The 13091-nt window shown below is 67.3% G+C and carries 14 protein-coding genes and 1 tRNA gene; 10 read left to right on the top strand and 5 right to left on the bottom strand.

Features of this window, described 5'->3' with window-relative positions:
- The first annotated feature begins 71 nt into the window (after positions 1-71).
- Positions 72-623 (top strand): transcription/translation regulatory transformer protein RfaH, encoded by a 552-nt coding sequence (rfaH, locus tag G335_RS0103955; protein WP_018168896.1) that lies wholly within the window; start codon positions 72-74, stop codon positions 621-623.
- Between the two features lie 179 nt (positions 624-802).
- On the opposite strand, the gene G335_RS0103960 is transcribed toward rfaH, so the two are convergent.
- Positions 803-879 (bottom strand) — tRNA-Arg (locus G335_RS0103960).
- Between the two features lie 183 nt (positions 880-1062).
- Here G335_RS0103960 and G335_RS0103965 point away from each other — a divergent pair.
- Complete coding sequence (locus G335_RS0103965; protein ID WP_018168897.1) at positions 1063-1935, top strand: c-type cytochrome; 873 nt, start codon at positions 1063-1065, stop codon at positions 1933-1935.
- Between the two features lie 72 nt (positions 1936-2007).
- Here G335_RS0103965 and G335_RS0103970 read toward each other — a convergent pair whose 3' ends face one another.
- From G335_RS0103970 to G335_RS0103980, 3 genes are all read right to left on the bottom strand, one after another.
- Positions 2008-3513 carry a YifB family Mg chelatase-like AAA ATPase gene (locus tag G335_RS0103970; RefSeq protein WP_018168898.1) on the bottom strand — a complete coding sequence of 502 codons (1506 nt, stop codon included), beginning with the start codon at positions 3511-3513 and terminating at the stop codon, positions 2008-2010.
- Between the two features lie 59 nt (positions 3514-3572).
- Positions 3573-3833 (bottom strand): ubiquinone biosynthesis accessory factor UbiK, encoded by a 261-nt coding sequence (locus G335_RS0103975; RefSeq protein WP_018168899.1) that lies wholly within the window; start codon positions 3831-3833, stop codon positions 3573-3575.
- A gap of 64 nt (positions 3834-3897) precedes the next feature.
- The gene (locus G335_RS0103980) at positions 3898-4620 is read right to left on the bottom strand and encodes a pteridine reductase (protein ID WP_026304759.1); all 723 of its coding nucleotides are present in this window, start codon (positions 4618-4620) and stop codon (positions 3898-3900) included.
- A gap of 82 nt (positions 4621-4702) precedes the next feature.
- On the opposite strand from G335_RS0103980, the gene G335_RS0103985 reads away from it, so the two are divergent.
- Together G335_RS0103985 and tsaD are read left to right on the top strand one after the other, a co-directional pair.
- Positions 4703-5902, top strand: coding sequence for a class I SAM-dependent methyltransferase (locus G335_RS0103985; RefSeq protein WP_043689831.1), 1200 nt, complete (start codon positions 4703-4705; stop codon positions 5900-5902).
- A gap of 76 nt (positions 5903-5978) precedes the next feature.
- Positions 5979-7001 carry a tRNA (adenosine(37)-N6)-threonylcarbamoyltransferase complex transferase subunit TsaD gene (gene tsaD / locus G335_RS0103990; RefSeq protein WP_018168902.1) on the top strand — a complete coding sequence of 341 codons (1023 nt, stop codon included), beginning with the start codon at positions 5979-5981 and terminating at the stop codon, positions 6999-7001.
- 45 nt (positions 7002-7046) lie between these two features.
- Here tsaD and plsY read toward each other — a convergent pair whose 3' ends face one another.
- Entirely contained in the window at positions 7047-7664 is a 618-nt protein-coding gene (plsY, locus tag G335_RS0103995; protein ID WP_018168903.1) for a glycerol-3-phosphate 1-O-acyltransferase PlsY, read from the bottom strand.
- A gap of 47 nt (positions 7665-7711) precedes the next feature.
- Here plsY and G335_RS0104000 point away from each other — a divergent pair, with 47 nt between their 5' ends.
- The 6 genes from G335_RS0104000 (at position 7712) to ccoP (ending at position 13011) form a co-directional block, all read left to right on the top strand.
- Positions 7712-8536, top strand: a complete 825-nt coding sequence (locus G335_RS0104000; RefSeq protein WP_018168904.1) for an alpha/beta fold hydrolase — start codon at positions 7712-7714, stop codon at positions 8534-8536.
- Positions 8533-9405, top strand: coding sequence for a malonyl-ACP O-methyltransferase BioC (gene bioC / locus G335_RS0104005; RefSeq protein ID WP_018168905.1), 873 nt, complete (start codon positions 8533-8535; stop codon positions 9403-9405). Before G335_RS0104000 ends, bioC begins: the two co-directional genes overlap by 4 nt.
- A gap of 204 nt (positions 9406-9609) precedes the next feature.
- Positions 9610-11094, top strand: a complete 1485-nt coding sequence (gene ccoN / locus G335_RS0104010) for a cytochrome-c oxidase, cbb3-type subunit I (RefSeq protein WP_018168906.1) — start codon at positions 9610-9612, stop codon at positions 11092-11094.
- Between the two features lie 19 nt (positions 11095-11113).
- Positions 11114-11848 (top strand): cytochrome-c oxidase, cbb3-type subunit II, encoded by a 735-nt coding sequence (ccoO, locus tag G335_RS0104015; protein WP_018168907.1) that lies wholly within the window; start codon positions 11114-11116, stop codon positions 11846-11848.
- Between the two features lie 18 nt (positions 11849-11866).
- On the top strand, positions 11867-12085 hold the full coding sequence (locus G335_RS0104020; protein WP_018145085.1) for a cbb3-type cytochrome c oxidase subunit 3: 219 nt from the start codon (positions 11867-11869) through the stop codon (positions 12083-12085).
- Positions 12082-13011, top strand: a complete 930-nt coding sequence (gene ccoP / locus G335_RS0104025; protein WP_018168908.1) for a cytochrome-c oxidase, cbb3-type subunit III — start codon at positions 12082-12084, stop codon at positions 13009-13011. Before G335_RS0104020 ends, ccoP begins: the two co-directional genes overlap by 4 nt.
- Positions 13012-13091: the final 80 nt, after the last annotated feature.

Genomic DNA, 13091 nt, shown 5'->3' on the forward strand with positions numbered 1-13091 from the left:
TGCATCCAGTTTCGTGATGCAACTACGCACGTTCGCTGCCAGTCGGCCTATCATTAGAGTGAGCTGATGCTATGGCTGGTGCGCAATTGCCGGCGCACTGCTGCGAAGAGGTCCCCTTGAAACACTGGTACACCATCCAATGCAAACCCCGGGAAGAAGCCCGCGCCGAGGCGAATCTCGACCGCCAGGGCTATCGCACGTTCCGGCCGCTGATCCGCCGGCCCATTCGCCGCAGGGGGCGTCGCACCGCCGTCACCGAGTCCCTGTTTCCGCGCTACCTTTTCGCACAGCTTTGCGACGTCGCAGAAAACTGGGCCCCAATTCGCTCCACGCGCGGCGTGCTTGGGTTGGTGCGCTTTGGCTCCAGCCCGGTGCCGGTTCCCGAGCCGGTTATCGAGGGGATCCGCCTGCGCTTGGACCCCGAGAGCGGCTGTCTCGACCTTACCCGTGACAGTGACTTTGCCCCGCAGCAGCCGGTCACCATCACGGATGGGCCGTTCCAGGGGCGCGAGGCCTTGTTTCTCGCCCGTACCGGAGAAGAGCGCGTGATCGTTCTCATGCAGATCATGAGCCAGTGTCAGCAGGTCGAGCTGCCGGCTGCGGCCGTAGGGCCTGTTGTCTGATCGGGCAGTGCGAGGGCAAGGCGGTCGTCTGCGATGTGCAGAGACTGGGGATTGTCATGGTGGGGCGGATCGGTTGTCCCGTTCAGCGGGCCTCGGCTGGAGAAGGGGGCGTCCGGCTCCGGGATCCATCCGCATAACGAAGAAGAGCCCATACAATGGGCCCTTCTTCGTCGTCATGATGGCGCGCCCGGCAGGATTCGAACCTGCGACCCCTGCCTTCGGAGGGCAGTACTCTATCCAGCTGAGCTACGGGCGCAAGACCTGCAATGATACGGGCGCGAGCTTTGACGCGTCCAGCCATATTTGACCGCCACACTCGGTTTGTGGTCGTGGTTTGCATGATGCCCTATACTCTGCGCCCGATTTGCGCTTGATGCGCGAGGGCTTTCGAATAGCACACCACATGGCCGCTCAAGGCCGGGATCTCGGAGGGAGAGAAGTGGGAAATCAACCGATCAAGATGGACACCGGGAACAAGGTGTTGCTGTTTATTGCGTCCCTGGCCTTGCTGGGTACGGTCCTTTTCCTGGTGTCGCACCTGGCCGGCTGGCTTGCCGGCATGCAGGTGTCCCAGCCCGACACCGTGAGTGACGAGCGCGTCGCCCAGCGCATCGCGCCGATCGGTCAGGTGGTGTCCGGCCAGGTGGATAGCGCCGAGGAAGCCGCGGACCTGAGCCCGGGCGACCTCTACTCGAACGTCTGCGCGGCCTGCCATGACGCTGGTGTTTCCGGCGCCCCGCTCAAAGACGACACCGACGAGTGGAGCAACCGCCTGAACGACAAGGGCCTGGATACCCTGTTCGCCAACTCGATCAACGGCATCGGCGCCATGCCGGCGCGCGGTGGCGATTCCAGCCTGAGCGACGAGCAGATGCGCGACGTGGTCGCCTACATGCTGGACCAGGCCGGGGTCGATCACGACTATGAAGGCAGCGATAACGGCAATGGCGACACCGCCGCTGAAGATGCTGCCGAGGGCGAAGAGCCGGTCGCTACTACCGAGACTGGCGAAGCGGCGGCCGAAGAAGAGGCCGAAGCGGTTGCCACCATCGCGGTTGAAGATGGCGATGCGGAGCGCGGCCAGTCGAGTTACAACACCTGTATTGCCTGCCATGGTGCGCAGGGCCAGGGTACCCCGGTGTTCCCGAAGCTGGCCGGTCGTGATGCCGAGTACATTGCCGACAAGCTGGTGCGTTACCGCGCCGGCGAGACCGTTGGCGACCAGACCGCCCTGATGGCGCCGAATGCCGCCAACCTGTCGGACGAGGACATCGCCGACCTGGCCGTCTACGTGGCGACGTTCGAAGACTGATCGACCCCGTAGCAATGGCACTACAAAACCCCGCCCAGGTATCGCCTGGGCGGGGTTTTTCTTTGGCGGCGCCTATTGCGTGCGCCAGTGGTCCAGGGCGCGGTAGCTCAGAGCCTCGGTCAGGTGCTGGGTCGCGATCGCCTCGGCGCCGTTGAGATCGGCAATGGAGCGCGCTACCCGCAGGATGCGGTGGTAGGCCCGCGCGGAGAGCCGGAAGCGTTCCGCAGCCTTGTCCAGCAGCTCCCGGTCAGCCGTGCCGAGGGCGGCGTACCGGTCCAGGGCTGAGCCATCGAGTGCGCTGTTCAGTCCATTCTGGCGCTCGCGCTGCACCTTGCGGGCCCGCGCCACGCGTTTCGCCACGGAGGCCGAGTCTTCGGATGCGTCGGCCGATCCCGCCAGGTCCCCGGGCGGGATACGCGGGACCTCGATGGCCAGGTCAATCCGGTCGAGTAGCGGTGCCGACAGGCGCTTGCGGTGACGGGCCCGCTGCTCCGGGGTGCATTCGCAGCGTTCGGCGAGGTCGCAATCGAAGCCCTGTGGGCAGGGGTTCATCGCACCGACCAGCTGGAAGCGGGCCGGAAACTCGGCCTGGCGGGCCGCGCGCGAGATGTGGATGACGCCACTCTCCAGCGGCTCGCGCAGTACGTCGAGCACCGAGCGGCTGAATTCGGTGAGTTCGTCGAGGAACAATACGCCCTGGTGCGCGAGCGAGATCTCGCCGGGGCGTGGCGTACTGCCGCCACCGACCAGCGCGACGCCCGAGGCGGTGTGGTGCGGGGACCGGAACGGACGCGCGCGCCAGTCCCGGCGCAGGTGCGAACTGCCGCGCAGGCTGTGGATGGCCGCGGTCTCCAGGGCCTCGTCCTCGTCCATTGACGGCAGGATGCCGGGGATGCGCGCGGCCAGCATGGATTTGCCGCTCCCGGGTGGGCCGACCATCAGCAGGTGATGCCCGCCGGCGGCCGCTATCTCCAGGGCCCGGCGCGCCTGGTGCTGGCCGCGCACGTCGGCGAGGTCGGGGTGCGCGGGTGCGGAAGGCTCGGGCGGTTGTGCCGGCACCAGGGCCTCGCGCCCCGCCAGCGCGGCGCAGACGGCGCTCAGGTGCGAGCCGGTGAGAACCCGGGCGCGGCTGGCGAGGGCCGCCTCCGCCCCATCCTCCGGGTTCACCACCAGCGCCCGCTCGGCGTTGGCTGCCGCAAGTCCGGCAGCCAGGGTGCCGCCCACCGGGCGCAAGGTGCCGTCCAGCCCCAGCTCGCCGAGAAACTCGTGCCGGGCCAGCGCTGCGCCCGGGATCTGCTGGCTGGCGGCCAGGATGCCCAGCGCAATGCCGAGATCGAAGCGGCCGCCGTCCTTGGGCAGGTCGGCGGGGGCCAGGTTGACGGTGATGCGGCGCCGTGGAAACTCGAAGCCGCTGGTCTGGATCGCCGCGCGCACGCGATCACGGCTTTCGCGCACCGCGGCCTCGGGCAGGCCCACGATCTGGAAGGCGGGCAGCCCGTTGGCCAGGTGGGTCTCGATGGTGACCAGCGGGGCGTGAATGCCGTCGATGGCGCGGGCGTAGGCGATAGTGACGGGCATCCGTGCCCCTCCGTTCTGCCGCCCGGCATCCGTGCCCGGCGGGTGGATTCAGGTGGTGGTTACTGCCCGGATTCGTCGCTCGGGCGGGCTTCCAGCGCGGCGACGCGCGCCTCCAGCTCCGCCAGGCGTTCGCGGGTACGTTCCAGCAGGGCCACCTGGATGTCGAAGTCTTCGCGGGTCACCAGGTCCATGCGTTCGAAGCCGCTTTGCAGCGACGAGCGGACCTGGCGCTGCACGTCCTCCTGCATGTGGCGTACCGACTCCGGCAGGCTTTCGGTGATGCGGCGGGCAAGGTCGTCGAAGCGTTTGGAATCGATCATGCTGCAGTCTCCTGGCGCAAATGCTCGGTTGGGACCAGTGTAGCGCGGCGGGACGGGGGCGCGGCTACTGCGATGCCGACCGGCCGCCGTCCACCGGGATCACCTGGCCGGTGATGTAGGGCGCGTCCAGCAGCAGGAAGCGCACGGTGCGCGCGATGTCCTCCGGGCTTCCCTCGCGCTTGAGTGCGGTGCGTTCAATCATTGCCTCGTGGGTGCCAGTGTTTTCGGCCTCCTCGGGGGCGAGGATCGCGCCGGGGGCAACGCCGTTGACCCGCACGTCCGGCCCCAGCTCGCGGGCGTAGGCCTGGGTCAGCGCCCACAGACCGGCCTTGGCCGCCGAGTACACCGGGAAGCCCTTTAGCGGGCGCAGCGCATGGATGTCGACGATATTGACGACCGCGCCCTGCTCACGCTGCAACGCCGGATTGCAGGCCTGGGTGAGGAAAGTCGGGGCCTTCAGGTTGGAGCCGATCAGGTCGTCCCAGCTCTGTTGGGTGATCTCGCCCACGGCGGTGGCGTAGAAGGTCGAGGCGTTGTTGACCAGGAAGTCCAGGCGGCCCCAGGCCGCCTCGGCCTCGCGCGCCAGGCGTTCGATAGCCTCCAGGTCGAGGAGGTCGGCCTGCAGGGCGCGGGCGCTGTCCGGGCGCTTCGCGTTCAGTTCCGCGACGAGGTCTTCGGCATCCGTGCGCGAGCCGCGGTAGTGGATCAGTACCCGCAACCCGGCTGCGTGCAACCCGCGCACGATGGTTGCGCCGACCCGCCGGGCGGCCCCGGTGACCAGCACCACCCGTGCCTCCCCGGCAGTCGTGTCCATGCTGTCGGATTGTACCTGCGTCACGCCTGCCCCCGGGTTGGTACCATTCGTCGTCATGATGCCGCCGAAACCTAGCACAAACGCCCCGGCCGATCCGGTGGCCGCCGATATCGCCCTGCGTCTGCAGGCCTCCCTGCAACAGAGTGTCGTCGCCGGCGAGGGGTTCCTTCCGTTCGTCGATTACATGCAGGCCGCGCTGTATGCGCCGGGGCTTGGCTATTACGTGAACGGGGCCCACAAGCTGGGCGAGGGGGGCGATTTCGTCACCGCGCCGGAGCTGTCGCCCCTGTTCGGCGAGACCCTGGCGACCTGGCTGGCCCCGGTGTTGCGGGACGATCTGAACGGCACCGGCACACTGCTCGAATTCGGCGCCGGCAGCGGGCGGCTCGCGGGGGATGTGATCACCACGCTGCGCGAACTCGGGGTGGCGTGGGAGCGCTACTGGATCGTCGAGGTCAGTCCGGACCTGCGGGCGCGGCAGCAGGTCCACCTGGAGGCTGCGCTTGAACCCGCGGAGTACGCCCGGGTGGCGTGGCTGGATGCCCTGCCCGAGACCCCGTTGCGCGGTGTGGTGCTGGCCAACGAGGTCCTGGATGCCCTGCCGGTGGAGCTCTTCCGCTGGCGTGAAGGCCGGGTCTGGCAGGTCGGGATCACGACCGATGCCGCCGGCACCCTGAGCCTGGCCGAGCGCCCGGCCCCGCCCGGCCTCGCCGAGCCGGTGGCGCGGCTCCAGGCCGAGCATGGCCCGTGGCCCGAGGGCTACCTCTCCGAATGGCGCCCGGCCCAGGCCGCGTGGGTGACCGCGCTGGCCGACTTCCTGGAGCAGGGGGTCGCCGTGATCGTGGACTATGGCTTTCCGCGCAGCGCCTACTACGCCCCGGAGCGTCACCAGGGTACGCTGGTGGGGTATTACCGCCAGCAGATGATCCAGGACCCGCTGGCTTATCCGGGCCTGATGGATCTGACCGCGAGCGTGGATTTCACCGGGGTTGCAGAGGCGGCGGACGCCGCGGGTCTCGACGTGCTGGCCTATGCCGCGCAGGGCGAATTCCTGCTGGGGGCGGGGCTGCCAGGGCGTTTCGAGGCCCGCGTCGGCAGCGGCGAGGATGCCCGTGTGACCATGCAGGCCGCCCAGGCCGTGCGCATGCTGACGCTGCCCGGGGAGATGGGCGAGCGTTTTCAGGTGATGGCCCTGGGCCGCGATTGTGCACATCTGCCGCTGGACGGGATCCCGGATCGCCGGGGGCGACTGTGAGCGCTTGCCCCCACGCAATGGCGCGGACGCACAGGGGCTGCTTGGTGCGGCCCGTGAAACCCGGCATGCTTGCGCAATGATCGTACTGGGCATCGAGACTTCCTGCGACGAGACGGGTGTGGCGCTGATCGACGCGGACCGGGGCCTGCTTGCGCACCGGCTGTACAGCCAGACTGACCTGCACGCCGTCTACGGCGGCGTGGTGCCGGAGCTGGCCTCGCGCGATCATATCCAGCGGTTGCTGCCGTTGGTGCGCGCGGTGCTGGACGAGGCGGGCGTGGACGGCCACGACCTGGATGCGGTGGTCTACACCGGTGGGCCGGGGTTGCTGGGGGCGCTCCTGACCGGGGCCTCGGTGGCGCGCTCCCTGGCCTGGGGCTGGGGCATCCCGGCGCTGGCCGTGCATCACCTGGAGGGCCACCTGCTGGCGCCGTTTCTGGAGGATACCGGGCTCGATTTCCCGTTCCTGGTGCTGCAGGTCTCCGGCGGGCATACCCAGCTGATTCACGCGCGTGCCCTGGGCGACTACGACCTGATCGGCGAGAGCATCGACGATGCCGCGGGCGAGGCCTTCGACAAGACCGCCAAGCTGCTGGGGCTGGGCTATCCGGGTGGGCCGGCGCTCGCGCGTCTGGCCGAGCAGGGGCGCTCGGACGCCCTGCGCCTGCCGCGCCCGATGCTCGACCGCCCGGGGCTGGACATGAGCTTCTCCGGTCTGAAGACCGCGGTGCTGACCGCATTGAAGAAACAGGTCTACCGGCCGGAGGATGTCGCCCGCGCCTTCGAGGAAGCGGTGACCGACACCCTGGTGGAGAAGACCCGGCGCGGCCTGGAGCAAACCGGGGCCCCGGCGCTGGTGGTCGCCGGTGGCGTGGCGGCCAACACGACATTGCGCGCCGGGCTCAAGGCCATGGCGCAGCGTCAGGGGGTGCCAGTGTATTTCCCGCGGCCCGAATTCTGCACCGACAATGGGGCAATGATCGCGCTGGCCGGCCTGCGGCGACTGCAGGCTGGCCAGGTGGCGGAAACCGGGGCGCCGGTGGTGGCGGCGCGGGCGCGCTGGCCGCTGGCGGAGCTGGCGCCGCCCGCGGCGGCATGAAGGGGGCTGCGGATGGGGCTGTAAACCCGTCCGCAGGCCGAAGGGTTACTCCTTCGGCGCCGCCGGGGCCTTGTCCTTCTGGCCGATCCGCGATTCCTCCCCGCGCATCAGGCGGCGGATGTTGCTGTCGTGACGGATGAACAGGATCACGCTCATCAGGGCCACGGCGGCACTGATCCAGTGGTCCATGCCCAGCAGGACCATGTACACCGGGGCCATGCCGGCGGCGACCAGGGCAGCCAGCGACGAATAGCGCCAGATGGCGGCAACGACCAGCCAGGTGAGCAGGACCAGGCCGCCGACCAGCGGGCTGATGGCGAGCATCACGCCCAGTGCGGTGGCCACGCCCTTGCCGCCCTGAAAGCGGTAGAACACCGGGAACACGTGCCCGAGGAAGGCGGCCAGGCCGATCAGGCCGATCGCCCAGCCGGGGAACAGGTCCAGTTGCAGGGCGACGAACACCGGCAGCCAGCCCTTGCCGACATCCCCGATGAGCGTGATGATGGCCGCCGTCTTGCCGCCCGAGCGCAGTACATTGGTGGCGCCGGGGTTCTTCGAGCCGGTGGTGCGCGGGTCCGGCAGGCGCAGCAGCTTGCTGACCAGAATGGCCGTGGAAAGCGATCCCAGTAGATACGCGATGATGATGCCGATTGTGATGCCCATGAGCGGTCAGCCTGCCTGCGCGGATTGGCGAGAGGATTCGACCGCACATGATACGCAAGCCGGTGGCCGCCGTTCAGGGCGCTGACGTGCCTGCCGCGCAATCGCAGGGCGGTGCTCCGACGCTGGTGCTCCTGCATGGCTGGGGCTTCTCTGGCGCGGTGTGGGCGCCGCTGCGGGCCGCGCTCCCGGGTGTGACACGGGTGCTGGCGCCGGACCTGCCCGGGCACGGGGCCGCCGGCGATGGCGAGACGCTGGCGGATGCCGAGCGCACCGCGGCGGCGTTGATCGCTTCGCTGCCAGCGGATGTCGAGTGTCCGGTGTGGGCGGGCTGGTCCCTGGGCGGCCTGGTCGCGCTGGCCGCCGCGCGCCAGTGGTCGGGGCCCCAGGGGCTGCTGCTGATCGGGGCCTCGCCGCGCTTTGCGAAGGCCGACGACTGGCCGGCGGCCCTGCCCCCGGCCGAGCTGGAAGATTTTCGTGCAGCCCTCGGGGGTGGTCGCCGGCGGCTGGAGCGCCGCCTGGCGATGCTCTGTGCACGTGGCAGCCAGGATGCCGCTTCGCTCGCCCGCCGGCTGGTGTTGCAGTTACAGGCCGCTCCAGCCTCGCCCGAGGGCCTGGAGGCCGGCCTCGCGCTACTGGAGGCGGCGGATCTTCGGTCCGTCTGGGCGGGCCTGGAGGTGCCGGCGGCGGCCTGGCTGGAGGCCGGCGATGCGCTGGTGCCGGCCGCCGTGGCGGACGACCTGCACAGGCTGCGACCCGCCAGTCGGGTCGTCCGCGGCGTGGGCGGCCACGCGGAGTGGTTCGCGCGCCCGCAATCCTTGGCCGGTTTGGTCGTCGAGTTCTTGAATCAGTGCAGCGCAGGGAAATCCGCATGAGCCGACCCGACAGTTTCGATCTCGACAAGGCGCGGGTCCGCGAGGCCTTCGCGCGGGCGGCCTCCACCTACGAGGAGCACGCAGTCCTGCAGCGCGAGGTGCAGGAGCGAATGCTGGGGCGGCTGGACTGGGTTCGCATGCAGCCGGAACAGGTTGTGGATCTCGGCTGCGGCATCGGCGAGGCCCTGGACCACTTGAGCCGCCGCTACCGCAAAGCCCGCCTGGCCGGGGTCGATTTCGCCCCGGAGATGGTCGCGCGGGCGCGCCGCCGCGGGCGCTGGCTGCGCCGGCCGCAGGTGGTCTGCGGCGATCTCGAGGCGCTGCCGCTGGCGGAGCAATCCTTCGACCTGGCGGTTTCCAGTTCCGCCCTGCAGTGGTGCGCCAGCCTGGATCAGGCCTTCATGGAGGTGCGGCGTATCCTGCGCCCGGGCGGGCTGTGGATGTTCACCACCTTCGGTCCTGACACCCTGCGTGAGCTGCGGGCCGCCTTCGCGACGGTGGACGGTGGGGCGGGGACGCATGTGAACGCCTTCATGGATATGCACGACATTGGCGATGCCCTGGTGCGCGCCGGGTTTGCCGATCCGGTGATGGACCAGGAGGCCCTGACCCTGACCTACCCGGATCTGACCGGGTTGATTCGTGACCTGCGCGGGGTTGGGGTGCGCAATGCCCTGTCGGGCCGGTCGCCCGGACTGTTCGGTCCGCGCCGCCTGGTTGCGGTGGCCGAGGCCTACGCGCGCGACTTCGGCGTGGAGGGTCGCCTTCCGGCAACCTGGGAGGTGGTCTATGGCCATGCCTGGGTGCCGGATGCCCCGCCGCCATCGCGCCCGGCGGGGCGGGTGATCCCGGTCCAGCCGATTCGTTGATCCAGATCAACGAATCGGCCCGGCGCCCTCTCGCCTGGAGGTGTATGACCGATGTATTATCGAAGCGGTCAAAAGTTCCGCCAATCGCACTCAATATCCGAGTGACACAGGCGGTATTGGTTTTTTGTGGGCCCGGAATGGGGTAGAGTTCACGCCCCCGAACCATCGGGACATCCGTGTTCCCCGCAGCAAGGTGGAAAAGTCATGTCACAAGCAGCCACTACGGCGGGTGCCGCACCCGCAGCGTCAGTCGCGACTTCCGAGCAGTACAACTACGCGATTATCAAGCGGTTTGCCATTGCCGCCGTCCTCTGGGGCGTGTTCGGGATGGCCGCCGGCGTCTGGATCGCCTCGCAACTGGCGTTCCCGTTCCTGAATTTCGATATCGCGCAGATCACCTTCGGGCGTTTCCGTCCGGTCCATACCACGGCCGTGATCTTCGGGTTCGGGGGTAACGCGCTGTTCGCCACCTCGTATTACGTGGTTCAGCGGACCTGTCAGACCCGCCTGTGGAGTGATTCCATGGCGAGCTTCACCTTCTACGGGTGGAACCTGGCACTGATCCTTGGCGTGATCACCTACATGATGGGGATCACCCAGGGCCGCGAGTACGCCGAATTCAACTGGCAGATCGACATCATCATCCTGGTTGTCTGGGTGGCTTACTTCATGGTCTTCCTGATGACCCTGCTGCGCCGGAACCAGCCGCACATCTATGTGGCGAACTGGTTCTTCATGGCCTTCATCCTGGCGACCGCGCTGCTGCACGTCTTCAACAACATCCAGGTGCCGGTGGGTCTGTTCCACCCGCATTCCTACTCCATCTTCTCTGGGGTGCAGGATGCGATGACTCAGTGGTGGTACGGCCATAATGCGGTGGGCTTCTTCCTGACCGCGGCCTTCCTCGGGATGATGTACTACTTCGTGCCGAAGCAGGCCGGGCGTCCGATCTACTCGTACAAGCTGTCCATCATCCATTTCTGGGCGCTGGTCTTTCTGTACATGTGGGTGGGCGCGCACCACCTGCACTGGACCGCCCTGCCGGACTGGGTCTCCACCCTGGCGGCGACCTTCTCCATCCTGCTGCTGCTGCCTTCCTGGGGTGGCATGATCAACGGCATCATGACCCTGTCGGGCGCCTGGGATAAGCTGCGCACCGACCCGATCATGCTGTTCCTGATCACCGCGCTGGCGTTCTATGGCATGTCGACCTTCGAAGGTCCGATGATGTCGCTGAAGAGCGTGAACGCGTTGTCGCACTACACCGACTGGACCGTGGGCCACGTGCATTCCGGTGCGCTGGGCTGGGTGGCGATGATCACCTTCGGCTCCCTGTACCACCTGATGCCGCGCCTGTGGAACGTGAACCTGTACAGCCTGAAGCTGGTGTACGTGCACTTCTTCCTGGCGACCATCGGGATCGTCTTGTACATCACCGCGATGTGGGTGGCCGGTATCGGTCAGGGTCTGATGCTGCGTGCCTTCGATCAGTACGGGAACCTTGCCTACACCTTCACCGAGTCGGTGGTGTTCCTGCACAAGCCGTACGTGGTGCGCGCCATTGGTGGCGGGTTCTTCCTCGCCGGCATGCTGATCATGGCGTTCAACATCGCGATGACCGTTCGCTCGGGCATCAAGGCCGAGGCCCGCGAGGCCCAGGCTGCGTCCACCGAAGCCCGCACGGCCTGATTAGGGAGAGAATAGATCCATGAAGCATGAAAGCGTTGAAACCAATGCCGGCCTGCTGATCATCCTCACCCTTGCGGTGATCAGCGTCGGCGGCCTGGTCGAGATCGTGCCGTTGTTCTACATCGACGACACGATCGAGGAAGTGGACGGCGTGCGTCCCTACACCCCGCTGGAACAGCGTGGTCGCGACATCTTCGTTCGCGAGGGCTGCTACACCTGCCACTCGCAGATGGTGCGTCCGTTCCGTGACGAGATGCTGCGCTACGGCCACTACTCGCTGGCGGCCGAGTCGCAGTACGACCATCCGTTCCAGTGGGGCTCCAAGCGCACCGGTCCGGACCTCGCCCGAGTTGGCGGCAAGTACTCCAACGAATGGCAGGTTCAGCACCTGATCGATCCGCAGTCGCTGGTGCCGGAGTCGATCATGCCGGGCTACCCCTGGCTGGCAGAAACCCCGCTTGACTACTCCGATATCGACCGCCGGATGGTCGCGCTGAAGCGGGTCGGTGTGCCGTACTCGCTCACCGAAGAGGAATACGAGGCCAACGTCGAGCGGTTCGGCGAAGAGCACGCCCGGATGTTCGACATCCGTGACGCCGAGGACAACCTGGTTCGCCAGGCCCAGGCGGGGAACTTCGACGGCAACCCCGGGACGGTCACCGAGATGGACGCAATGGTCGCCTATCTCCAGGTGCTCGGGACCATGGTCGACTTCAGCGAATACGACGACGGACACTTTGCCGAGTTCCGGTAAGGAGGAGCGGGCGCGAACATGATGGGACTGTGGGAATGGATCACGGACATGGGCAACAGCAAGATGGTCGCCCTGTTGCTCTTCATGGGTACCTTTATCGGGGTCGTGATCTTCCTGTTTGCCAACCGTCAGCGGGCCCGGAAGTTCGAGACGTATCGCTATATTCCTCTGGATGACGATGATTCACATCGGGAGCCCGTGGCCCGGCGTGACAAAACCAAGAGTGACGAGCAATGAGCACACAGGACAACCGCGAAAAGGACCCGAACCAGGTCGAGACCACTGGGCACGTCTGGGACGGGAACCTCCAGGAATACAACAACCCGCTCCCGCGCTGGTGGCTGTGGGGTTTCTACGCCACGATCGTGTTTGCCGTGGTGTACTGGCTGATCTACCCGGCCTGGCCGATCGGTGACAGCTTTACCAAGGGCTTCAACACCATCACCTTCGAGCAGGGTGGCGAAGAGCGGACGATGCACTGGAACACCCGTGCGCTGCTGGCCAAGGACATGCAGACCGGCACCTACGCGGTGCGTCAGCGCGAGATGCTTGACCAAGTCGCGGCCCAGGATTACGAAACCATCCTGCAGGACGCCGAGAGCATGAGCTTCGTCAACGCCTACGCCCAGGGTTCCTTCGGCACCTGGTGTGCCGCCTGCCATCAGGTTGGCGGTGCCGGCGTGGTCGGGCAGTACCCGAACCTGCGCAACGACCACTGGAAGTGGGGTGGCACCGTGGAGCAGATCGAGGAAACCCTGCACCAGGGTCGCCTGGGCTACATGCCGGGCTACCGCGACACCCTCGACGGCGACCAGCTGAATCAGGTCGCAGCGTACGTGCTGTCGCTCAACGACTACAGCGTCGACCAAGAAGAAGCGGACGCCGGCGAACGCATTTTCACCGGTACGGACGGCGGCTGCTTCCAGTGCCACGCCATGGATGCCCAGGGCCTGGCCTCCCAGGGCGCGCCCAACCTGACCAATGATCTCTGGGGTCTGGTGGACGTGCGCGGTGCGGAAAGCGACAGCGAGCGTCAGCGTCTGGTGGCGAACTTCATTCGCAACGGCGCCCAGCGCGAGATGCCTGCGTTCGGGGATCGTCTGTCCGATGCGGAGATCAAGATGCTGACGGCCTACGTGCATTCGTTGGGTGGCGGGCAGTAAGCGCGAAACTGTTGACCGTATGGTGAGCCCCGGGGCCGGGCGCTCGCCGCGATAACTACAGGGGTGCCCGCCGGGTTGTT

This window comes from Thioalkalivibrio sp. AKL8 (assembly GCF_000380525.1).
Taxonomy (GTDB): domain Bacteria; phylum Pseudomonadota; class Gammaproteobacteria; order Ectothiorhodospirales; family Ectothiorhodospiraceae; genus Thioalkalivibrio; species Thioalkalivibrio versutus.